Here is a 20,844-nt window from a genome sequence, read left to right on the forward strand (position 1 = left end):
GCGTCGTCAGAGCCGGATGCCGAGCAGGGCGTCGACGGTGTCGGCGAAGAGCTTCGGGGCGTCCGCGTCGTCGGCCACGCCGGCGAGGGTCCGCTCGGCCCAGGCGTCCGCCACGGCCAGCGCACCCGCCGTGTCCAGGTCGTCGGCGAGGCGCTCACGTACGCCGGCCAGCAGCTCCGCCCCGGCGGGGCCGGCCGGCGCGGCGGCGGCCCGGCGCCAGCGGGCCAGCCGCTCCTGCCCCTCGGCGAGCAGCTCGTCGGTCCACGAGCGGTCGCTGCGGTAGTGCCCGCTCATCAGCGCCAGCCGGACCGCCATCGGGTCCACCCGGTCGGCGCGCAGCCGGGAGACGAAGACCAGGTTGCCCTGGGACTTCGACATCTTCTCGCCGTTCAGGCCGATCATGCCGGCGTGCACGTAGTGGTCGGCGAACGGCACGGCGCCGGTGAGCCGCTCCGCGTGCGCGGCGGAGCACTCGTGGTGCGGGAAGAGCAGGTCGTTGCCGCCGCCCTGCACCGAGATCCGCTCACCGAGCAGGTTCAGCGCGATCACCGTGCACTCGATGTGCCAGCCGGGGCGCCCCGGGCCCAGGTCGCCACCCGGCCAGGACGGCTCGCCCTCCCGGGCGCCGCGCCACAGCAGCGGGTCGAGCGGGTCACGCTTGCCGGCCCGGTCCGGGTCACCGCCCCGCTCCGGGAAGATCTCCAACATCTGCTCACGCGACAGGTTGGACTCGTAGCCGAACCGGGGCGCGGCGCTGACGTCGAAGTAGACGTCACCCGTGCCGTCGTCGAGGCGGTACGCGGCCCCCTCCTTGAGCAGCACGAGGACCTTCTCGGCGATGTCCGGGATGGACTCCACCGCGCCGACGTAGTGCGCGGGCGGGATGATCCGCAGCGCCTCCATGTCCTCCCGGAACAGCGCCGTCTCCCGCATCGCCAGGACCTTCCAGTCCTCGCCGTCGCGGGCCGCGCGCTCCAGCAGCGGGTCGTCGATGTCGGTGACGTTCTGCACGTACCGCACGGTCAGGCCGGCGTCCCGCCACATCCGCTGCACCAGATCAAAGGTGATCATGGTGGCGGCGTGACCGAGGTGGGTGGCGTCGTACGGGGTGATCCCGCAGACGTACATCGAGGCGGCGCCGTCGGGCCGGCTGGGATGCGGGCCGCGACGCGCCGAGTCGTACAGGTTCAGTGTGGTGCCGTCGCCCGGCAGCCGGGGCACCTCGTGTCCCACCCAAGACTCCATGAACGCCAGCCTAACGATCCGTCAGGCCACCGGGAGCAACCCCTCGGGTGATCAACACGACAGCGCTCACATGGGTGGCCAGGGCATCGCCGGCCAGTCCTCCGGCGGTTGCGGGAACCGGCCGGTCCGGCGCAGCCGGTCGACCCGGTCGGCCAGCGCGACGACCTCGCCGATCGTCAGGTGGTCGGCCAACTCCTCGCCGAGGGCGCCGGTGACCTGACCGGCCAGCGCGTCGAGCATCTCCACGGCGTCCGGCGGCAACTCCCGGCCGGCCCACCCCCAGAGCACGGTGCGCAGTTTCTGCTCGACGTGGAAGCACACACCGTGGTCCACGCCGTAGATCCGGTCGTCCGGGCCGACCAGCACGTGGCCGCCCTTGCGGTCGGCGTTGTTGAGCACCGCGTCGAGGACGGCCAACCGGGCCAACCGCGGATCGTCGGCGTGCGCCAGGGCGTAGGCCGTGCCGTCGTCGTCCCGGGCCGCGGCGACCGGGAACCAGCGCGGCGGCAGCGCGTCCGCCGGCACGAACCCGACCAGCGGCTCCGCCTCCTCCGGCTCGTCGATCCAGAGCTGGCACGAGCCGGGACCGAACGGGCCGTCCCGCAGCACCGTCGGCGGCACCAGGTCCCAGCCGGAGGCGCGGGAGACCAGGTACGCGGCGACCTCCCGGCCGGCGAGCGTGCCGTCCGGGAAGTCCCACAGCGGCCGCTCGCCGCGTACCGGCTTGTAGACGCACCGGGCGGTCACCCCGTCGAGGGTGAGGACGGCGCGCAGGGTGGTGTTGGAGGCGTCGACCAGCCGCCCCTCCAGGTCGAGCTCACCCTCGGTGAGCAGCCGCAGCGCGTCGGCACCATCCTGGCGGGGTCGGAGGTCGGACGACGTCACCGGTGGTAACCGTTGTGCCGCGGGCAGAGGTGTCCGGCGGGATCCAGCGGCTGGCCGCAGAGCGGGCACGGCGGACGACCCGCGTTGACCACCCGACGGGCCCGTTCGATGAACTCGCGGGTGGCCTCCGGGGTCAGCCGCACCCGGAGCCGGTCGAGGTCCTCGTCCGGCTCCTCCGGCTCCTCGCCCTCGTCGCCGTCCTCCTCGTCATCGGGCCCGCCGAGCTCGACCTCGACCTCGGTCTCGCCCACGGCGATCGCCTCGATCACCACGGTGGCGGTGTCCACGTCGAAGGCCAGGCCCAGGGTCCCGACCCGGAACTCCTCGTCGACCGGGGTGTCCAGCGGGTCGTTGTCGCCAACCACCGGCGCCGCCTCCGGCAGGTCCACGCCGAACCGGCGCTGCGCCTCGGAGAGCAGTTCCTCCAGCTTCTCGGCGAGCAGGGAGACCTGGACCTTCTCCAGCGCGACACTGACCAGCCGGCCACCGCCCCGCGCCTGCAGGAAGAACGTGCGCTCCCCCGGCGGGCCGACGGTCCCGGCGACGAACCGCTCCGGCGGCTCGAAGGCGTGCACCTGGTGGGTCATACGTACGACCCTATCCGGCGGGTGGAACGGTCGCGCACCGCACCGACACCGGTTCCGCCGAAGGCGAAACACCGGCGCCCGCCGCAGCGCCCGCGCCGGGCGGCACCGCTCACCGGGCCGCCCCCGCGCCCCCGCCCACCGCCGCGTCCGAGTCGGCCGGCCGGGCCGCCCGCCGGCGCCGCTTGCGCGGCGGCGGCACCAGCCCGGCCAGGTCCCCGCCGGTGTCGTTGAGCCGGACCAGGAACGGCCGCATCGGTGTGTAGCGGATCACCGTCACCGACGCCGGGTCGGCCACGATCCGCTGGAAGAGATCCAGGTGTACGCCGAGCGCGTCCGCCACGATGGCCTTGATCACATCGCCGTGACTGCACGCCAACCAGACCGCCTCCGGCCCGTGCTCGGCGGTGATCCGCGCGTCCCAGGCCCGCACCGCGGCCACCGCCCGCGCCGACATCGCCGCCATCGACTCCCCGTCGGGGAAGACCGCCGCGCTGGGGTGCTGCTGGACCACCGGCCAGAGCGGCTCCTTGGCGAGCTTCTTCAGCGGCTGCCCCTCCCAGCTGCCGTACCCGCACTCGATCAGCCCCTCCTCGACCACCGGCTCGGCCTGCGGCAGGGCCAGTTCCAGGGTCTGCCGGCAGCGGATCAACGGGCTGGTGAGCACCGCGGCCAGCGGCAGCCCCCGCAGCCGCTCGCCGACCGCACCGGCCTGGGCGCGACCGGTGTCGTCCAGCTCGACCGGCTGGCGTCCGGCCAGGCCGCCGTCGGCGTTCGCGGTGGTCCGGCCGTGTCGCAGAAGCAGAAGGGTCGCCACGCTGACCACCCTAGGGCCTGGGGGTCCGGGCGGGGTGGCCGGTCGCGGCCGTGCCGCCGCCGCGCCCGGTCCCACTCCTCGGGTACGGGCAGCCCCACGCCCCACGCTCCACGCAGCGCCGCGCGGTGTCGGGGGTGCCGGGTGGGGATCGGGCGGTGCCGCGGACGAGTTGGGCGGCTGGGTCCGGTTCATGTCGCCGCGGCGGCGTCACCCGGGGTGCACGGTGGTTTTCGCTGCTGGGCCATTTCAGGCGGGGTGTCCGATTGACCCGTGGCCTCGCAGCGGCCCACCTGTCGCCGGCTGGTGGGGTGTCCGGTTCGGGGTGTGACCGGGGGCATCGTCAGGCCGGAATCCTGGCGCGGGCGGGGTCGTTACAGTCCCCGTACGACCGAGTACCACCGCCGAACCCCGGCCTGGTGGACGGGCCCGGCCCCGGAATGCGGGTGGCCGGCCGGTCGTTACACATGGTCCCGGCGCCGCGAAGAGGCCCCCGCCCCGCGAGCCCGCCGGCCGAAGACTTTCCCCTTGTGCGTGTTGGGCGCCTGACGGTGCTCGCGTCCGTCCGCGTCCCCCTGCGGATGGTGCGCCGACCCCCGAATGGAGCTACCTCTCATGAACACGATGCTGCGGAAGAGCGTGCTGGGTATTGCTGGTCTGGCTTTCACCGGTGGTGTGTTCGCCGGTCCGATCGCCGCTCACGCCGACACTCCGGTGACGGCCGGTAAGCCGGTCGCGGTGGTGCAGGCTGACAAGCCGGACACGTCGAAGCTGGTCCCGCATGGTGTGCAGGGCAGCCAGTCGAAGATCGACCTGAACGGCGAGCAGGTGTCGAACGCCAAGGCGATCATCGCCGCCACGAAGAAGGCCGGCCTGCCGGAGCGGGCCGCGGTCATCTCGATCGCCACGAGCCTGCAGGAGTCGAAGCTGGAGAACCTCGGCCACCTCGGCGACGCCAACGACCACGACTCGCTGGGCCTGTTCCAGCAGCGCCCGAGCTCGGGTTGGGGCACCCCGGAGCAGATCACCGACCCCGAGCACTCCACCCTCGCGTTCCTCAAGGGCCTCAAGCAGGTCGACGGGTGGCAGGACATGCCCCTGACCGACGCCGCCCAGACCGTGCAGGTGTCCGCCTACCCGGACGCGTACGCCCAGTGGGAGCAGCAGGCCGCCGACCTGGTCGCCCAGCACTGGAACAGCTGACCCAACGAGCAAACCGCCGCTGGCCGGCACCCCGAACATCCGGGGTGCCGGCCAACGGCATGCGCACTGTGAGAAGGGTTCCCTTCTAGACAGCAGGCGTTAACAAGGGGCCCCTCCTTACACCTCAGGTGGCGCTGATCGTGCCGGTGAGGAGTAGACAGAGGACCAGGGTGCCCAGCGCCACGCGGTACAGCACGAAGAGGTACAGGGTGTGGTGGGCGACGTACCGCAGCAGCCAGGCGATGGCCGCGTACCCGATCGCGAAGGCGATCAGGGTGGCGACGACCATCTGCGCGACGGTCGGTGCCGCCGTGCCCGGCTCGGCCGGCTGGAAGACGTCGCCGAGGCTGAACACGCCGGACAGCACCACGGCGGGGATCGCCAGCAGGAACGAGTACCGGGCCGCCGTCTCCCGGGTGAGGTTGAGCAGCAGGCCGAAGGTCAGTGTGCCGCCGGACCGGGAGACACCGGGGATCAGCGCCATGGCCTGGGCGAAGCCCATGATGATGCCGTCGCGCATCCGGAAGTTCTCCAGCGTCCGGGTCTGCCGCCCCCAGTACTCGGCGAAGGCCAGCACCAGGGCGAAGAAGATCAGCGTGAAGGAGATCAGGTAGAGGTTACGCGCCCCCTCGCGGATGGTGTCCTTGAACAGCAGACCGAGCACGCCGATCGGGATGGTGCCGACGATGACGTACCAGCCCATCCGGTAGTCGAGGCTGCTGCGGACCGAGCGGTCCCGCAGCCCGAGGAACCAGGTACGGACGATGCGCCAGATGTCCTTGAAGAAGTAGATGAGCACCGCGGCCTCGGTGCCCAACTGGGTGACGGCGGTGAACGACGCGCCCGCGTCCCGGCCGAAGAAGATGGCCGAGGTGATCCGCAGGTGACCCGACGACGAGACGGGCAGGAACTCCGTGAGCCCCTGGACGATGCCCAGGACGATGGCCTCGACCCAGGTCACTCGCCGACTCCGGACAGGTCGAGCGCCTCGGCCACGGTACGCAGGGTCTGCACACCGCTGTCCCGGTCCGCCACGAAGAGGGTCACCGACAGGGTGGTGACGCCGGCGGCGGCGTACTCCCGCATCCGCTCGGCGATCCGCTCCTTCGGTCCGAGTAGCGAGGTGCGGTCGATGAACTCCATCGGCACCGCGGCGGCGGCGTCGCGCTGCCGCTTGGCCAGGTAGAGGTCCTGCACCTCGCGGGCGGCGTCGCCGTAGCCCATCCGGGTGGCGAGCTGGTTGTAGAAGTTCTGCTGCCGGCTGCCCATGCCGCCGACGTAGAGGGCGGCGTACCAGCGGACCAGCTCGGCGCACATGGCGATGTCGTCGCCGACCACGACCGGGACCGACGGCACCACGTCGAAGCCGGCCAGTTCCTTGCCGGCCTTCGCCCGGCCGGCGGACACGGACGCGAGCTGCTCGTCGGCGAACTCGGGGGCGTAGAAGACGGCGAGCCAGCCGTCGGCGATCTCGCCGGCGAGTTCCAGGTTCTTGGGGCCCACGGCGGCGAGGTAGATCGGGATGTGCTCGCGCGGCGGATGGAAGCCGAGCCGCAGCGCCTTGCCCGGCCCGTCGGGCAGCGGCAGGGTGTAGTGCTCACCGTCGTACGCGACCTCCTTGCGGGCGATCGCCAGCTTGACGATGTCGACGTACTCCCGGGTGCGGGCCAGCGGCTTCGCGAACCGGACCCCGTGCCAGCCCTCGGAGACCTGCGGGCCGGAGACGCCGAGACCGAGCCGGAACCGGCCGCCGGAGAGGGCGTCGATGGTGGCCGCGGTCATCGCGGTCATCGCCGGGGTGCGGGCGGGGATCTGCATCACGGCACTGCCCACGTCGATCCGCTCGGTCTGGCCCGCCATCCAGGCCAGCATGCTGGGCGAGTCGGAGCCGTAGGCCTCCGCCGCCCACACCACCGAGTAGCCGAGCCGATCCGCCTCCTGGGCGAGCGCCAGGTGGTCGGCGGGCGTGCTCCACGCCGTCTGGTATCCGAGGCTGAGCCCGAGTCGCACTGGTCCTCCCACTGTCCGCACCACAGGTCGCACCAGGCTACGCAATGCGGGTGGGGCGGCGGACCACCGGCTCACCTCGAACGCGTCACAGCTGACGGGCAGGAAGTTGACTGCGGGCGAGGATATCCGTGACGCCGCGATCGAAATAAGGTTCACCCATGCAACAGCGACCGCTCGGCCGAAGCGGGCTGGCGGTTTCGCGGCTCGCGCTCGGCACCATGACGTGGGGCCGGGACACCGACGCCGATGACGCGGCCGCCCAGCTGAAGAGCTACCTCGACGCGGGCGGCAACCTCGTCGACACCGCCGACGTGTACGCCGACGGCGACGCGGAGTCGGTGATCGGCTCGCTGCTGGGCGGCCTCGTCCCCCGCGACGAGTTGCTGATCGCCACCAAGGCGGGGCTGCGGCCGGGCAGCGGGCGGCGGCGGGACGGCTCGCGGGGGCACCTGCTGCGCACCCTGGACGCCTCGCTGCGGCGCCTCGGCACCGACCACGTCGACCTGTGGCAGGTGCACGGGTATGACCCGGACACCCCGCTGGAGGAGACCCTCTCCGCGCTGGACCACGCGGTGACCAGCGGGCGGGCCCGCTACGTGGGGGTGTCGAACTTCGCCGGCTGGCAGACCGCCCGGGCCGCGGCCTGGCAGGCGGCCTGGCCGGGCCGGGCCCCGGTGGTGGCCGCCCAGGTGGAGTACTCGCTGCTGGAGCGGGGCGTCGAGCGGGAGGTGCTGCCCGCCTGCGAGGCGCTGGGGCTGGGTGTGCTGCCCTGGTCGCCGCTGGGCCGGGGGGTGCTCACCGGGAAGTACCGGCACGGCAGGCCGGCGGACTCGCGGGCCGCGTCGCCGCACTTCGAGCGGTTCGTCGCGACGTATCTGGAGCCGCGCTGCTCGAGCATCGTGGAGGCGGTGGCCACGGCGGCGGGCGGGCTGGGCGTGTCGCCGCTGGAGGTGGCGCTGGCCTGGATCCGGGACCGGCCGGGGGTGACCGCCCCGATCCTGGGGGCCCGCACGGTCGGGCAGCTCCTCGGCGCGCTGCAGGTGGAGCGGATGACCCTGCCGGAGGAGATCGTCACCGCGCTGGACGACGTCTCGGCGGTGCCGGTGGGCTACCCGGAACGGGACGGCTGAGACCGGGCGGCACGGGAGGGCGGCGACCGGCGGGAACCCGACGGGACCGCCCGGAAGGGGCGCGACGACCGGCGGGAGGCGACCCGGATCACCGTCGGGGGGTGGCGAAGCACGGCCTGGCTGGGCAGCATGGATCGTATGGACTACGAATACGCGCCGTTGCGGTTGCCCTCGAATGTCGACCGGCTCACCGCCGCGGCGCAGCTGGCGATCCAGGCGGAGTTCTCCGGCTGGGAGTTGGCCCGGGTGCGGCTGTACCGCGACGGCACGCGGCAGGTCATGCTGCGCCGCCGCCTGGTGAACCAGCCGCAGCCGGGTCTGTCGTACTGAGCGCGGCGCGAGCCGTACCCGGGTGGACGCCGACGCCCCCGGGGCCCGGACCGCAACGGTCGGGCCCCGGGGGCGTCACGGCCTAGTGGGCGTGGTCGTGGTCGTGCTCGGAGTCCAGCTCCAGGAACGGGTGCTCGTCGAGCCGGCCCACCAGCCGGTCGTCGGCGGCCGGCTGGAACGGGCCCACCGGGTCGTCGTCGTCGAACGACTCCAGGTCGACCGGGGTGCCGACCTCGCTGACCATGACCACCCCGTCGAGCGGCTCCAGCTCCGGCACGTCCAGCGCGCTCAGCGAGCCGTCGCCGCTCTGCAGCAGCTCCAGCACGGCCTCGCCGACCCCCTCGACGGGGGCCGGCTCGTCCTCCTCCGGGGTGCCCTCGCGGCGGGCCGCCTCGGCCACCCGCAGCAGGGCGGCCACGCTCGGTACCCGGTAGTCGCGGCGCTGGCGCACCGAGATGACCCGCGGGTGCGGGTCGGTCGCCTCGACGCCCTCACCGCCGAAGCGCTCGTCGGCCTCGTCCGGGTCGATCGACTCGACGTCCCACGGGGTCACCTCGCCGAAGGCGTCGAGCAGCTGCTCGTCGTAGGCGAACGAGGCGTTGTTCAGGGCGACGTACGCCTGCCAGACGTTGTCGTCGTCGATCCGGCCCTGGGCGGCGCGAACGGCGGCCAGGTGGGCACGGGCCGCGTCGATCACCCGCTCGAGGGCGGCGTCCAGCTCACCGTGCTGGTCGGTCATGTGAGGCAGTCCCTTCGCGATGGGGGAGGATCCGCGCCGGCGGTGACGCCGTGGACACGGTTAGCAACTGCGGAGAAACCGGTCGAGAACCCGCACGCCGAACTGTAGCCCGTCCACCGGGACGCGCTCGTCGATGCCATGGAACAGGCCGGAGAAATTGAGGTCGGCGGGCAGCCGCAGCGGGGCGAAGCCGAAGCAGCGGATGCCGAGCTGGGAGAAGGCCTTGGCGTCCGTGCCGCCGGAGAGCATGTAGGGAACCGGACGGGCGCCCGGGTCCTCGGCGCGCAGCGCCGCCGACATCGCCTCGACCAGATCGCCGTCGAAGGTGGTCTCCAGGGCCGGCTGGCGATGGATGTACTCGATGTCGATGTCCGGGCCGACCAGCTCGCGCAACTGCGCCTCCAGCAGCTCGGACTGGCCGGGCAGGCTGCGGCAGTCGATGGTGGCGGTGGCCCGGCCGGGGATCACGTTGTCCTTGTAGCCGGCGGCCAGCCGGGTCGGGTTGGCGGTGCTCCGGATCGTCGCGCCGATGATGTTGGCGATCGGACCGAGCTCGGCGATGGCGGCCTCCGGGTCGTCCGGGTCCACGTCCACCCCGAGCACCTCGGAGACCTCCTCGAGGAAGGCCCGGACGGTGTCGGTCACGGTGACCGGGAAGCGGTGCCGGCCGATCCGGGCCACCGCCTCGGCGAGCGCGGTGACGGCGTTGTCGTCGTGGATGAACGACCCGTGCCCGGGCCGGCCCTTGGCGTGCAGCCGCAGCCAGTCGATGCCCTTCTCGGCGGTCTCGATCAGATAGAGCCGAGACGACTCGTTGACCGAGTAGGAGAAGCCGCCCACCTCGCCGATCGCCTCGGTGCAGCCGTCGAAGAGGTCCCGGTGCCGCTGGGCCAGGAAGTGGGCGCCGTAGTCGCTGCCGGCCTCCTCGTCGGCGGTGAAGGCGAGCACCACGTCCCGCTGCGGACGGACGCCGGCGCGCTGCCAGCCGCGTACCACGGCGAGCACCATGGCGTCGAAGTCCTTCATGTCGATCGCGCCGCGGCCCCACAGGTAGCCGTCACGGATCTCGCCGGAGAACGGGTGCACCGTCCACTCGTCGGGGTCGGCGGGGACCACGTCGAGGTGGCCGTGCACCAGCAGCGCGTCCCGACCGGGGTCGGTGCCGGGGATCCGGGCGACCAGGTTCGCCCGGCCGGGCGCCGATTCGTGCAGTTGGGCGTCGATGCCGACCTCGGCCAGCTTCTCCGCGACGTACTCCGCGGCGCGCCGTTCGCCGACGCTGGTGTCGTTGTCCCCGGTGTTGGTGGTGTCGATCCGCAGCAGGTCGCGGCAGAGGTCGACGACCTCGTCGGTCGGGTCCGGTCGGGCGGAAGCGGCGTCGCTCGTCATGGGCCCTTCATACCAGCCGGGGGCGGCCGGCGGTGCGCCCCGTCCGGCTGGTTGCGGTACGGCCGACCGCCGGCCGGTGTCCGGCCGAGTTTCGCGCGACGGGCGTCCGGGTACCGCCGCTGCGTCCCCGCACCGCCCGCCGGTCCGCCGGGTTCCGCCGGCCACTCGAGTCGAGGAGGGCACCATGACGGTCCCCCTGCCCCCGCTGCCGCCCGCCGCCGACGACACCTACCGTCCCGGTGGCCGCAGCCTGGCCGACATCGTGGGCCGGGAGCACCGGCAGTTGGGCGAACTGGCCGACCAGGTCACCGACCCGGGCCTGCCGGCGCCGCGCCGCCGGGAGGTGCTGGACGTGCTGACCGCCGCGGTGTCCCGGCACCTGTCCGCGGAGGAGCAGTACCTCTTCCCCGCCGTCCGGGCCGCCGTGCCGGCCAGCGCCGAGCTGGTGGACCGGGAGATCGAGGCGGACGCCGCGCTGCTCACCGCCCTGAAGGGACTGTCCGGGCCGGACGACCCGGCGCTGGCCGAGGTGGCCGAGCGGGTCCGGCGGCACGTCAGCCGGCTCGCCGCGCTGGTCACCCCGCTGCGCGAGGTGGCCACCGACGCGGAGCTGATCCGGCTGGGCAACCGGTGGCAGATCGCCGAGGAGGCCGCACCGACCCGTCCGCACCCGGGCACCCCGGCCACCCCGCCCTGGAACAAGATCGTGGAGCCGGCGGTGGGTGTGGTCGACAAGCTGCGGGACGCGGTGACCGGCCGCCGGACCCAGTTGAGCGACCTGGAGCCCCGACCGAAGGCCTGAGCCGGACACGCATCGGGCAGAGCCGATGCACCGGTCGGACAGGCATCGGGGAAGGCCGATCCCGTCCGGGCCTTCCGCCGACCGCTGCGTGGCCCTACGGTCACCCTATGAATCTGGAGCTGCGACACCTGCGGGTGGTCTGCGCGATCGCGGAGACGGGGAGCGTGACCAAGGCGGCCTCGACGCTCGGCCTGGCCCAGCCGGCCCTGACCGCTCAGCTCCAGCGGATCGAGCGGACCCTGGGCGGACCGCTGTTCGAACGGGACCGCCGGGGCGCACGGCCCACCGCGCTGGGGGAACTGGTGCTGGCCCGGGCCCGGGTGCTGCTGCCGGCGATGAAGGGCCTGCAGGACGAGGCGGCCCGGCTGGCCGGCGCCGACGACGCGCTGGGCCGCTACCGGTTCGGCGGGGTGAACAGCCCCATCCTCGGCCGGCTGGTGCACCGGCTCGCCGCCGAGCAGCCGCAGGCGCAGATCACCACGTACGCCTCCTGGTCGGTCGACGAGCTGTCGCAGCTGGTGGCGGGTGGCCGGCTCGACTTCGCGCTCACCGGGGTGTGCGGGGACTCCAGCCCGTCGGCGGAGTTCGGGTTGAGCTGGCGGGAGGTGGCGGTGGACCCGGTCCTGGTGCTGCTGCCGCAGACCCACCCGATGGCCGACCGGGACGAGGTGCGGCTGGTGGACCTGCGCCGCGAGCAGTGGGTGGCGGCGCCGGGCGACGGCTGCTTCGGCGACTGCTTTGCCGCCGCCTGCGCCCGCGCCGGCTTCACCCCGCGCAAGGTGTACGAGACGGACGTCCGCGGCTGCATGGACCTGGTCGACGCCGGTGCGGCGGTGGCCCTGTGCCAGGCCACCTTCCGCCCGGTCAGCGGGCTGGTCACCCGGCGGCTGGCCGGTACGCCGCTGCGCTGGCGGCTGCTGCTCGGCTGGCACCCGGACGCACCGGCCGCCCGGGTCGCCGAGACGGTGCTGGAGACGGCGCTGGCCGCGTACACCGATTCGCTGGCCCCGCACCCCGACTACCTGGCCTGGCTGCTGCGGCACCCGGGGTTCGGCGCCCAGCCGTGGGGGTCCGGGCCTGGCGGCGGGGTGCGAACCGCCTGACGGCGGGTATCTGTCCCCCATGACCGATCCCCGAACCGCCGTCGACCAGCGGGAGCTGCTGCGCCGGGCGGCCGCCGCGCACACCGCCGCCGCCCGGGACGTCGAGGCGTTCCTGCGCCGGCTGCCGGAGGTGCCCGACCCGGCCGACATCACCGAGTACGCCACCCTGCTCAGCCGGGAGGAGCGCACCCTCACCGACCGGCAGGCCGCCGCCGACGCCGCCGGCCTCCAACTGCCCAGCCTGGAATCCGAGTAGCGCGCACGGCTACGGCACCCGGGGCGGACACCCCGGGTGCCGTCCGCGTGGTCAGCGCTCGACGAGGACGTCGTGGCCGAGGTCGAGCAGGGAGTGCCGCCACTCGTCGTCGGCGTTGCCCCGCTGCGGCTTCGACTCCACCAGGGACTGGATGCGGTCGACGGCCTCCCGCATCACCTCGATGTCCTCCGGGGTCAGGTCCACCTTCCGCTTGCTCAGCACGTGCAGGATCTGCCGCCCCGGCTCGGGCAGGTTCAGGTCCGGGTCCGGGCCGAACGCCTCCTCGCCCGACCCCCGGGTGAGCAGCCACTGCCGCAGCTGCTCGGAGGGGACGTTCACCTGGGCGTGGAAGTCGTCCCAGATCACCTCGACCTCGGGATCCAGCCGCTTCTCGCGTACCATCACGCCTCCTGTTCGGCCGGCGGCCCGGACGGCGTCGGGTCGCCCTCGTCGGTCTGCTGCTTGAGCCCCTCCGGCGGCACCTTGACCCGGGACGGGTTCGCCGTCGGCGGCGCGACGATCGGTTCGCTGCGCTCGGTGTCCTCCCGGGTCTCCTCCGGTTCGGTCATCTCGGCCTCCCGTTCATCGCGGGTGGGACGTGGTGGCCGCGGTGTGGTCGCGGTCACCGGCGCCCACGTCGAAGGCGAGCTGTCCGTCCCGCGCGTCGACGGTGACCTGCTGGCCGGGTGAGAGCCGGTCCTCCAGCAGCATCCGGGACAGCCGGTTGTCGACCTCCCGCTGGATCACCCGGCGCAGCGGCCGGGCCCCGAACTCCGGCTGGTAGCCGTGCTCGGCGAGCCAGTCGACGCCGGCGGCGGTGAACTCCACCCGGATGTCCTGGGCGTGCAGCCGGCGCCGGGTCTCCTCCAGCAGCAGCCCGGTGATCTGGCGCAGCTGCTCGGCCTCCAGCCGGCGGAAGATGATCGTCTCGTCGATCCGGTTGAGGAACTCGGGCCGGAAGGTCTCCTGGAGCCGGCGGGTCAGCCGCTCGCGCAGCTCGTCGGTCTCCCGCTCGGTGCCGGGCTCGCCCGCGCCGAAGCCCACCGCGCGCTGGGTGCCGGTGATCAGCTCCGCGCCCAGGTTGCTCGTCATGATCAGTACGGTGTTCCGGAAGTTGACCGTCCGGCCCTGGCTGTCGGTGAGCCGCCCCTCGTCGAGCACCTGGAGCAGGATGTTGAACACGTCCGGGTGCGCCTTCTCGATCTCGTCCAGCAGCACCACCGCGTACGGGCGGCGGCGGACCGCCTCGGTGAGCTGGCCGGCCTCCTCGTAGCCGACGTAGCCGGGCGGGGCACCGACGAGCCGGCTGACGGTGTGCCGCTCCTGGAACTCGCTCATGTCGACCCGCACCATCCGGTCGGACTCGCCGAAGAGCGCCTCCGCCAGGGCCCGGGCCAGCTCGGTCTTGCCGACGCCGGTCGGGCCGAGGAAGAGGAAGCTGCCCATCGGCCGGTCCGGGTCGGCCAGCCCGGTACGCGAACGGCGCACCGCCTCGGCGACCGCGCTGACCGCGTCCTCCTGACCGACCACCTTCTCGTGCAGGTGTCCCTCCAGCCGCAGCAGCCGGTCCCGTTCCTCCTCGGTGAGCTGACTGATCGGGATGCCGGTGGCCCGGGAGACCACCTCGGCGATCTCCTGCGGGCCGACCGCGGGCACCTGGGAGGTGTCGGGACCCTCGCCCTGGGCCCGCCGGATCTGCTCCTCCAGTTCGCCGAGCCGGTCGCGCAGCGCGGAGGCCCGCTCGTACTGCTCGTCGGCGACGGCCTGTTCCTTGTCCCGGCGTACGTCGTCGAGCTGCTGTTCCAGCTCCCGCACGTCCGAGGCCGGGGTCCGGGTGCGCAGCCGGACCCGGGCGCCGGCCTGGTCGATCAGGTCGATGGCCTTGTCGGGCAGGAACCGGTCGGTGACGTACCGGTCGGCGAGTTCCACCGCGGCGACGAGCGCCTCGTCGGTGAAGCGGACCTGGTGGTGCGCCTCGTACCGGTCGCGCAGGCCGCGCAGGATGGTGACGGTGTCCTCGACGGTCGGTTCGGGCACCAGCACCGGCTGGAAGCGGCGGGCCAGCGCGGCGTCCTTCTCGATGCTGCGCCGGTACTCGTCCAGCGTGGTCGCCCCGATCACCCGCAGCTCGCCGCGGGCCAGCGCCGGCTTGAGCATGTTGGACGCGTCCATGCCGCCCTCGCTGCCGGCGCCGCCCGCGCCGACCAGGGTGTGGATCTCGTCCAGGAAGATGATCAGCTCCTCCCGGTGCGCCCGGATCTCGTCGATCACCTTCTTCAGCCGTTCCTCGAAGTCGCCGCGGTAACGGGTGCCGGCGACCAGGCCGGCCAGGTCGAGCTGGATCACCCGCTTGCCGAGCAGGGTCTGCGGCACGTCGCCGTCGCAGATCCGCTCGGCCAGCCCCTCCACGATGGCGGTCTTGCCGACGCCCGCCTCCCCGATCAGCACCGGGTTGTTCTTGGTCCGCCGGGACAGGATCTCCACGGCCTGCTCGATCTCGTCGGCCCGGCCGATGACGGGGTCGATCTGGTCGTTGCGGGCCAGGTCGGTGAGGTCCTGGCCGTACTGGTCGAGGGTGGGGGTGCCGCGGTCCGGTCTGGGACCGGCCATCGGGCCCCGCTCGGCGCTGGCCGCCTGGAGCGACTCCGGCTGGATCCGGCCGGCGGCGAGCATCCGGCCGGCCGGCGACTCCGGGTTGAGCGGCAGCGCCATCAGGATGTGCTCGGGGCCGATGTAGTTCGCCCCCATCGCCCGGGACAGCTGGTGGGCGTCGAGCAGGGCCCGCTTGGCCGCCGGGGTGAGCGACAGGTTGGGCGGCACCTCACCCCGGGGCGCCCCGTCGCCGCGCCCGCCGAGGGCGTTGAGCAGGGTGTCCGGGTCGGCGCCGGCGCGGCGTACCAGGTCGCGCAGCTGCTCGCGTTGCAGCGCCGCCCAGAGCAGGTGGTCGGTGTCCAGGTCGTTGCTGTGTTTCTGGGCAGCCCGGCGGGCCGCGTCGGCCAGCATCTCCCGGGCGTCGGCGGTCATCAGCCGGGTGATGTCGACCCGGTGCGCCGGCCGCCGTCCCCCCTCGCCCCGGCCGAAGTAGCGGGCCAGGAATTCGTCCCACGGGTCCGAGCCGAAGTCACCGGGTCCCATCATCTCTGTCCTCCGCAGTCGGGCGCGGCACGGTCGCCGGGGCGACACCGCGGGCGCGGCACGGTCGGCGGTGGCTACCCGGCGGTCGGCGCGACAAACTCCCCGGGGTGGCAGGCTGGGGGCCATGGAGAGCCGACCGCTGCTGATCGTCGACGGCGCCAACGTGGTGGGGTCCCGCCCGGACGGCTGGTGGCGGGACCGGGCGGGCGCCGCGGCCCGGCTGCGGGACGCCCTGCTGCCGGTCGCCGAGCGCGGGGTGCCGCCGGAGCTGGACCCGCCGGTGGAGGTGGTCCTGGTGCTGGAGGGGGCGGCGCGGGGAGTGCCGGGCGTGCCCGGGGTGCGGGTGGTCGCCGCGCCCGGTTCGGGCGACGACACGATGGTCGAGCTGGTCGCGGCGGCGCCGGAGCGCCGCCGGCTGGTGGTCACCGCCGACCGTGAGTTGCGGGCCCGGGTGGGCGCGCTCGGCGCCGAGGTGTACGGCCCCCGCTGGCTGCGCCCGGAGCCCGGCGGCCGGGGTTCCTGACCGGGTGGCGGACGGGTCGGGTGTCCGCACAGCGGGACGGGTGGCTGACTCGCCGACGGGACCGGTTGGTGCGTCGACGGGACTGTCGCGGTTCCGGCCGGCGGGTCTTCGCGCACGTCAACGACGGAATCGGACACCGGGGCAGGAACACCGCGAGGGCGGATGTTCGCTCACCCGGTGGGATGCGTTGTAATGGAGATCTCCCCGCCCCCAGGAGGTCCCCGTGGCGAGCGTCGCCGAGCTGAAGGCAGCCATCGATGTCGCCCTCCAGCAGATAGGTGACGGGCAGACAGCCGTGCAGGCGGCCGGCGAGAAGCTGGCCGAGGCGCAGCAGACCCTGGCCGGCGCATTGGAGGGCAGCGGCCACGAGACGGTCGAGGCGGCCCAGGCCTCGCTGACCCAGGCCAGCCAGGAGCTGGAGGAGTGTCTGGCCGCGACACTGGTCGCGGTCGAGCAGGCGCAGCTCTACGTCTCGACGCTGTAGGCGCAGGCCGTGTCCATCGTCGAGGACATCGGGGCGCAGGTCCGCGCCGCCGCCGAGGAGCTGCCGCTCGCCCCGCTCGCGCTGGCGCTGGAGAAGTTCGGCCAGGCCGCCGAGCGGCTGCGCTGGGTGCGGCAGGAGTCGGCGAACCCGATGGGCGTGCCGGAGCTCTCCGCCGCCACCGAGCACGCCGAGACCGCCGGCTACGCGCTGCGGGTCGCCCAGGAACAGCTCGCCGGCTACCTCGCGGCGATCGGGCTGGCCGCCGACGGGGCGCCTGCGCCGAAGCCGGAGCAGCGCCGGCCGAGCACGACGCGCCGCGACGCCGCGCCCGTACCGGGGGAGTGCCGCCGGAGCAGGAGGCCGACCCGACGGTGCGGCGCTGGTGGGCGGTGCGGGTGGCGGAGCTGACCGGTGGCCGGGGAGCCGGCGGACGAGCCGGACGAGCGGGTCCCGGATGCGCGGGACCTGCTGCACGGGTGGTCGGCGGGGTGCGCTCCGGCGACCGGGACCGGCTGCACCGGGAGCTGCGCCGGGCGCACGCGGACGTCGACGCAGGGCTGGCCGCGATCATGCCGCTGCTGCGTGAGCTGGCCGGGGAACTGCTCGGGCATCACCCGCGCCGACGACCTGGGCCGGCTGCGCCCGGGAGGTGGACGGCGGTGCAGGACCTGCTGCCGGGTCTGCCGCCGCCGGTGCTGGACAGCCTGCTGACCCAGGTGTGCAGGTGCCGCCGCCGCGCCGCGCACCGGTGACCAGGGCAACCGCACGCGGCCGACGCGGCGGTCGGCGCCGAAGTGCCCGACAGGTGTACTGCTGGCCCGGCTGGGGCTGGGACCTGCCGCCGGAGACCGCGAACAGGACACCGGCCGGGAGGAGCCATGCCTGACGTACGCCGCAGCTCGTGACCCGGGTCCGGGATGCTCTCCGAGGCGCTGGGCGCCCTGGAACCGGCTGGCCACGGCCAGCGCCGAGCTGGCGGCCGGCGAGGAACGGCTCGCCCGGGTGCGGCGCGCCGCGGCCGCCATGCCCCGAGCGGGTGGTGCCGCCGGACGCCGGCCTGGCCGAGATCGACGCCCGGCACACCGCGCGGATCGCGGGCTGGCCCGGCGAACGCGGTGGCAGCGGAACAGGGCGCCCGGCGCGGCGTCGGCGTGGTCACGGTGGCGGCCCACGCCCGCCGGGCGGGCCGGCATGGCGCGGTGCAGGTGAGCACGGTCGAGATCGCCGGCGCGGAACCGGTGCCCGCGCTGGTGCCGCTGCTGGACGCCGGGCACGTCCACCTGGCCGGCGGGGACACCGACGGCATCGCCGCGGTGGTGCCGGCGCTGCTGCTGCGCTCGGTCGGCCGCGCCGACCCCGGGTCGGTCCGCCTCTTCGGGTACGACCCGGAGCACCTCGGCGGCGGCCTGGCCGGGTTCGCCCCGCTCGGCACCGCCGGGCTGCTCACCTTCGTCGGCCCGGGTGGGCTGGGCCGGCTGCTGGACGACCTGGTCGAGCAGATCCGCCGGATCAACGAGACGGTGCTGGCCGGCGAGCACGGCTCGCTGGGGCTGGCCGCGGCGACGGGCCGGCGGCCCGAGCCGTGGCGGGTGGCGGTGCTGCTCGGCGGCGACGAGCTGAACCGGCACGAGCGGGGCCAGCTGGACCGGGTGGTCCGCACCGGCGCGGCCTGCGGGGTGCACCTGGTGGTCCGCGGCATCGACCTGCCCGACCACCCGACGGTGACCCGGGTCGTGGTGCAGCCCGACGGCGCGCGGGTGGCCGGGTTGCCGGTCACCCTGGACGACGCGCCCCCGGCCACCCTGGTCACCGAGACCTGTCGGGAGGTGGCGTCGCGGGTCAACGCCGGTCCCCCGCCGGCCCCGTTCACCGACCTGCTGCCGCCGGCCGACCGGTTCTGGCAGGAGGACTCGGCGCACGGCCTGAGCGCCCCGATCGGGGAGGGTCCGCACGGCCGGCCGGTGCTGCTCACCCTCGGCGACTACCCGCCGCACGCGCTGATCGGCGGCCCGTCCGGCACCGGCAAGACGAACCTGATCTTCGCCTGGATCGGCGCGTTGGCGTCCCGCTACTCCCCCGCCGAGCTGGAGTTCTATCTGCTCGACTTCAAGGAGGGGGTGTCCTTCGCCCGGTTCGCGCAGGGCCGGCGGGACCCGAGCTGGCTGCCGCACATGCGGCTGGTCGGCATCAACGTCAACACCGACCGGGAGTTCGGGCTGGCGCTGCTGCGCTTCCTCGCCGAGGAGCTGCGCCGCCGGGCGGACGCCGCGAAGAAGCACGAGGTCACCAAGCTGGCCGAGCTGCGGGCGGTCGACCCGACCGGGCACTGGCCGCGGATCGTCGCGGTGGTCGACGAGTTCCAGGCGCTGCTGGCCGGCCGGGACGTGGTCGCCCGGGAGGCCGCCGACCTGCTGGAGGACCTGGCCCGGCGGGGCCGGTCGCAGGGCATCCACCTGGTGCTCGCCTCGCAGGATGTCCGGGGCATCGAGGCGCTGTGGGGCCGGCCCGCGCTGGTCGCCCAGTTCACTCTGCGGATCGCGCTGCCCAAGGCACTGCGCATCCTCGCCGAACGCAACGACGCGGCGCAGTCCCTGCCCCGGCACCACGCCGTGGTCAACGCCGAGTCCGGGCTGACCGAGGGGAACGAGGTGGCCCGGATCCCGTCCGCCAGCGACTGGGAGAGCTGGAGCGAGTTGCAGCACCGGCTGTGGCGGATGCGACCGGCCGACGCCGCGCCGGCCCGGCTCTTCGACGGCGACGCGATCCCCCGGCTGGCCGACGCCCCGGACTTCCGGGCACTCACCCCGCCCGACGAGGGGGTGCCGCGTAGTCCGGTGGCGTTGCTCGGCGAGATCATCGACGTGCAGGCCCGGTCGGCGGCGCTGCGGCTGCCCCGCGCCCCCGGGCGGAACCTGGCGGTGCTGGGCACCCGGGTCGACGAGGCGTGCGCGGTGCCGGACGCCGCCGCCCGCTCGCTGGCCCGGCAGCACCGCCCCGGCACGGCCCGGTTCTCCATCGCCTGCCTCGACCCGGACGCCGATCCGGCCGCCCGGGAGCTCTACGCCGACCTGGCCGACGACGCCGCCTGGTACGACGAGGACAGCGTCACCGAGCTGATGGCGGAGGTGGGTGACTCGCTGGGTGCGCCGGGCACCCCGAGCACGCCGCACTACCTGCTGCTCTACGCGGTCGACGCGGCCTCGGGTCAACTCGCCGGGCGGGCCGGTCGGCGCAGCGGGCTGGAGCAGCTGCGGCGGATCCTGCACGACGGGCCGGAACGGCGTACGCACGTCCTGGCGTGGTGGCGGGGCGTGGCCCGGATGCGGGTGGACCTGGGCGGGCCGGCCGCCCGCACCGACCAGATCGGGGCCTGGGTGGCGCTGGACGTGCAGGGCGGCGAGCTGGGCTCCTCGCTCTATCCGGGCAGCGGCGGGCCGGACTGGTATCCCCGGCCGTGGCGGGGGCTCTACTTCGACCGGGCGATGCACCGCACCGGACAGGTGATCATCCCTTATGGTCCGTCCCGATGAACGAACCGGTCACGAGTGAGACGTACGCCGCCCAGCTCCGTCGGCTCGCCGAGCTGACCGCCCGGGTGGCCACCCAGCGCGCCGAGGCGCACGACTGGTACGCGCAGCAGTGCGCCGCCGCGGAGCGCGCCGTCGCCGAGGCCACCGCGGAGGTACGCCGCGCCGAGGCGGCCGTGGTCGAGGCGCAGGAGCTGGTCGAGCGCGTCGACGCCGGGGCGGCCACCCTGTGGCAGCAGCTCCGGGCCCGGCTCGGCGGCGGTGGCCAGCAGTTGGGCGACCCGCCGAGGCCAGCCCGGGACGCCGAGGTGATCGGTGCCGCTGCTGCGCGGTGCAGGAGCTGCTGGACCGCACCCGTCAGCCAGGTGAGCTACCCAGTTCGGTCAACCCGCTGCTGGCCGGCTGCCGGATCGGCAGGTCCGTGGTGGCGTACGCCCTCGGCGCGGCGGCCCGGGCAGTCGGCGCGGGCAACGGCAACGACCTGGCCGTCGGCAATACCGGTGCTGGCCCTGGTGGTGGCGCTGGTCAGTCCGCTGCTCGGGTTGGCGCCAGCCCGGCTGCTGGCGGACCGCCGGCACGCGGTGCTGAGGCCGCGCCCGATCATCGTGGTGCTGGTCGCCGGCCTGCTGACCACCATCGCCCTGCTGGTCCTGACCCGCTGAACCGTCGGCCGGCGACCCGGATC

The 20,844-nt window shown here is 74.2% G+C and carries 21 protein-coding genes and 2 pseudogenes; 12 read left to right on the forward strand and 11 right to left on the reverse strand.

The window, feature by feature from the left end; genetic code table 11:
* Nucleotides 1-6 precede the first annotated feature (6 nt).
* The 4 genes from mshC to MRQ36_RS32445 form a co-directional block, all read right to left on the reverse strand.
* Nucleotides 7-1,245, reverse strand: a complete 1,239-nt coding sequence (gene mshC / locus MRQ36_RS32430; RefSeq protein WP_242800703.1) for a cysteine--1-D-myo-inosityl 2-amino-2-deoxy-alpha-D-glucopyranoside ligase — start codon at nucleotides 1,243-1,245, stop codon at nucleotides 7-9.
* A gap of 66 nt (nucleotides 1,246-1,311) precedes the next feature.
* A complete protein-coding gene (locus tag MRQ36_RS32435) occupies nucleotides 1,312-2,130 on the reverse strand; it encodes an SCO1664 family protein (protein WP_242800705.1) in 819 nt (272 codons plus the stop codon).
* Nucleotides 2,127-2,717: a DUF3090 domain-containing protein gene (locus MRQ36_RS32440; protein ID WP_242800707.1), complete on the reverse strand. Its 591-nt coding sequence runs from the start codon at nucleotides 2,715-2,717 to the stop codon at nucleotides 2,127-2,129. The genes MRQ36_RS32435 and MRQ36_RS32440 overlap by 4 nt, the downstream gene beginning before the upstream one ends.
* Nucleotides 2,718-2,826: 109 nt before the next feature.
* Entirely contained in the window at nucleotides 2,827-3,540 is a 714-nt protein-coding gene (locus MRQ36_RS32445; protein WP_242800709.1) for a histidine phosphatase family protein, read from the reverse strand.
* A 603-nt stretch (nucleotides 3,541-4,143) separates the two neighbouring features.
* Between MRQ36_RS32445 and MRQ36_RS32450 the strand changes: the two genes are divergently transcribed.
* Complete coding sequence (locus MRQ36_RS32450; protein WP_242800711.1) at nucleotides 4,144-4,731, forward strand: hypothetical protein; 588 nt, start codon at nucleotides 4,144-4,146, stop codon at nucleotides 4,729-4,731.
* 124 nt (nucleotides 4,732-4,855) lie between these two features.
* On the opposite strand, the gene MRQ36_RS32455 is transcribed toward MRQ36_RS32450, so the two are convergent.
* Nucleotides 4,856-5,692: an undecaprenyl-diphosphate phosphatase gene (locus MRQ36_RS32455; RefSeq protein WP_242800713.1), complete on the reverse strand. Its 837-nt coding sequence runs from the start codon at nucleotides 5,690-5,692 to the stop codon at nucleotides 4,856-4,858.
* Nucleotides 5,689-6,741, reverse strand: coding sequence for an LLM class F420-dependent oxidoreductase (locus MRQ36_RS32460; protein WP_242800715.1), 1,053 nt, complete (start codon nucleotides 6,739-6,741; stop codon nucleotides 5,689-5,691). Before MRQ36_RS32460 ends, MRQ36_RS32455 begins: the two co-directional genes overlap by 4 nt.
* A 158-nt stretch (nucleotides 6,742-6,899) precedes the next feature.
* Here MRQ36_RS32460 and MRQ36_RS32465 point away from each other — a divergent pair, with 158 nt between their 5' ends.
* Entirely contained in the window at nucleotides 6,900-7,871 is a 972-nt protein-coding gene (locus MRQ36_RS32465; RefSeq protein WP_242800717.1) for an aldo/keto reductase, read from the forward strand.
* Between the two features lie 138 nt (nucleotides 7,872-8,009).
* Nucleotides 8,010-8,201, forward strand: coding sequence for a DUF5703 family protein (locus tag MRQ36_RS32470; RefSeq protein WP_212836622.1), 192 nt, complete (start codon nucleotides 8,010-8,012; stop codon nucleotides 8,199-8,201).
* Between the two features lie 82 nt (nucleotides 8,202-8,283).
* On the opposite strand, the gene MRQ36_RS32475 is transcribed toward MRQ36_RS32470, so the two are convergent.
* Together MRQ36_RS32475 and MRQ36_RS32480 are read right to left on the reverse strand one after the other, a co-directional pair.
* A complete protein-coding gene (locus tag MRQ36_RS32475; RefSeq protein WP_242800719.1) occupies nucleotides 8,284-8,940 on the reverse strand; it encodes a hypothetical protein in 657 nt (218 codons plus the stop codon).
* Nucleotides 8,941-9,000: 60 nt separating this feature from the next.
* Nucleotides 9,001-10,329: a M20/M25/M40 family metallo-hydrolase gene (locus MRQ36_RS32480; RefSeq protein ID WP_242800721.1), complete on the reverse strand. Its 1,329-nt coding sequence runs from the start codon at nucleotides 10,327-10,329 to the stop codon at nucleotides 9,001-9,003.
* 184 nt (nucleotides 10,330-10,513) lie between these two features.
* Between MRQ36_RS32480 and MRQ36_RS32485 the strand changes: the two genes are divergently transcribed.
* From MRQ36_RS32485 to MRQ36_RS32495, 3 genes are all read left to right on the forward strand, one after another.
* A complete protein-coding gene (locus MRQ36_RS32485; protein WP_242800723.1) occupies nucleotides 10,514-11,131 on the forward strand; it encodes a hemerythrin domain-containing protein in 618 nt (205 codons plus the stop codon).
* 107 nt (nucleotides 11,132-11,238) lie between these two features.
* The gene (locus MRQ36_RS32490; protein ID WP_242800725.1) at nucleotides 11,239-12,234 is read left to right on the forward strand and encodes a LysR family transcriptional regulator; all 996 of its coding nucleotides are present in this window, start codon (nucleotides 11,239-11,241) and stop codon (nucleotides 12,232-12,234) included.
* Between the two features lie 19 nt (nucleotides 12,235-12,253).
* Nucleotides 12,254-12,490 carry a hypothetical protein gene (locus MRQ36_RS32495; RefSeq protein ID WP_242800728.1) on the forward strand — a complete coding sequence of 79 codons (237 nt, stop codon included), beginning with the start codon at nucleotides 12,254-12,256 and terminating at the stop codon, nucleotides 12,488-12,490.
* 51 nt (nucleotides 12,491-12,541) lie between these two features.
* Here the strand turns inward: MRQ36_RS32495 and MRQ36_RS32500 are convergent, their stop codons facing one another.
* From MRQ36_RS32500 to MRQ36_RS32510, 3 genes are read right to left on the reverse strand one after another with little or no spacing between them, the layout of a single operon-like run.
* Nucleotides 12,542-12,892: a DUF3140 domain-containing protein gene (locus MRQ36_RS32500; RefSeq protein WP_242800730.1), complete on the reverse strand. Its 351-nt coding sequence runs from the start codon at nucleotides 12,890-12,892 to the stop codon at nucleotides 12,542-12,544.
* Nucleotides 12,892-13,059: a hypothetical protein gene (locus tag MRQ36_RS32505; protein ID WP_242800732.1), complete on the reverse strand. Its 168-nt coding sequence runs from the start codon at nucleotides 13,057-13,059 to the stop codon at nucleotides 12,892-12,894. Before MRQ36_RS32505 ends, MRQ36_RS32500 begins: the two co-directional genes overlap by 1 nt.
* 13 nt (nucleotides 13,060-13,072) lie before the next feature.
* Nucleotides 13,073-15,628, reverse strand: a complete 2,556-nt coding sequence (locus tag MRQ36_RS32510) for an ATP-dependent Clp protease ATP-binding subunit (protein WP_242800734.1) — start codon at nucleotides 15,626-15,628, stop codon at nucleotides 13,073-13,075.
* Nucleotides 15,629-15,749: 121 nt separating this feature from the next.
* On the opposite strand from MRQ36_RS32510, the gene MRQ36_RS32515 reads away from it, so the two are divergent.
* The 6 genes and pseudogenes from MRQ36_RS32515 to MRQ36_RS32535 all read left to right on the forward strand — a co-directional run bounded on the left by MRQ36_RS32515 (nucleotide 15,750) and on the right by MRQ36_RS32535 (nucleotide 20,821).
* Complete coding sequence (locus tag MRQ36_RS32515) at nucleotides 15,750-16,148, forward strand: hypothetical protein (protein ID WP_242800736.1); 399 nt, start codon at nucleotides 15,750-15,752, stop codon at nucleotides 16,146-16,148.
* 223 nt (nucleotides 16,149-16,371) lie between these two features.
* Nucleotides 16,372-16,632, forward strand: coding sequence for a hypothetical protein (locus MRQ36_RS32520; RefSeq protein ID WP_007076395.1), 261 nt, complete (start codon nucleotides 16,372-16,374; stop codon nucleotides 16,630-16,632).
* A gap of 9 nt (nucleotides 16,633-16,641) precedes the next feature.
* A complete protein-coding gene (locus MRQ36_RS34855) occupies nucleotides 16,642-17,040 on the forward strand; it encodes a hypothetical protein (RefSeq protein WP_374251061.1) in 399 nt (132 codons plus the stop codon).
* Nucleotides 17,041-17,108: 68 nt separating this feature from the next.
* A complete protein-coding gene (locus tag MRQ36_RS34860; RefSeq protein WP_374251062.1) occupies nucleotides 17,109-17,384 on the forward strand; it encodes a hypothetical protein in 276 nt (91 codons plus the stop codon).
* A 165-nt stretch (nucleotides 17,385-17,549) separates the two neighbouring features.
* A pseudogene (locus MRQ36_RS32530) lies at nucleotides 17,550-20,162 on the forward strand (FtsK/SpoIIIE domain-containing protein); the annotation flags it as partial.
* Nucleotides 20,159-20,821, forward strand: a pseudogene (locus tag MRQ36_RS32535) (hypothetical protein). The pseudogenes MRQ36_RS32530 and MRQ36_RS32535, both read left to right, overlap by 4 nt.
* The last annotated feature ends 23 nt before the right edge of the window (nucleotides 20,822-20,844 follow it).

The organism is Micromonospora sp. R77, assembly GCF_022747945.1.
In the GTDB taxonomy this organism is placed as follows: Bacteria; Actinomycetota; Actinomycetes; order Mycobacteriales; family Micromonosporaceae; genus Micromonospora.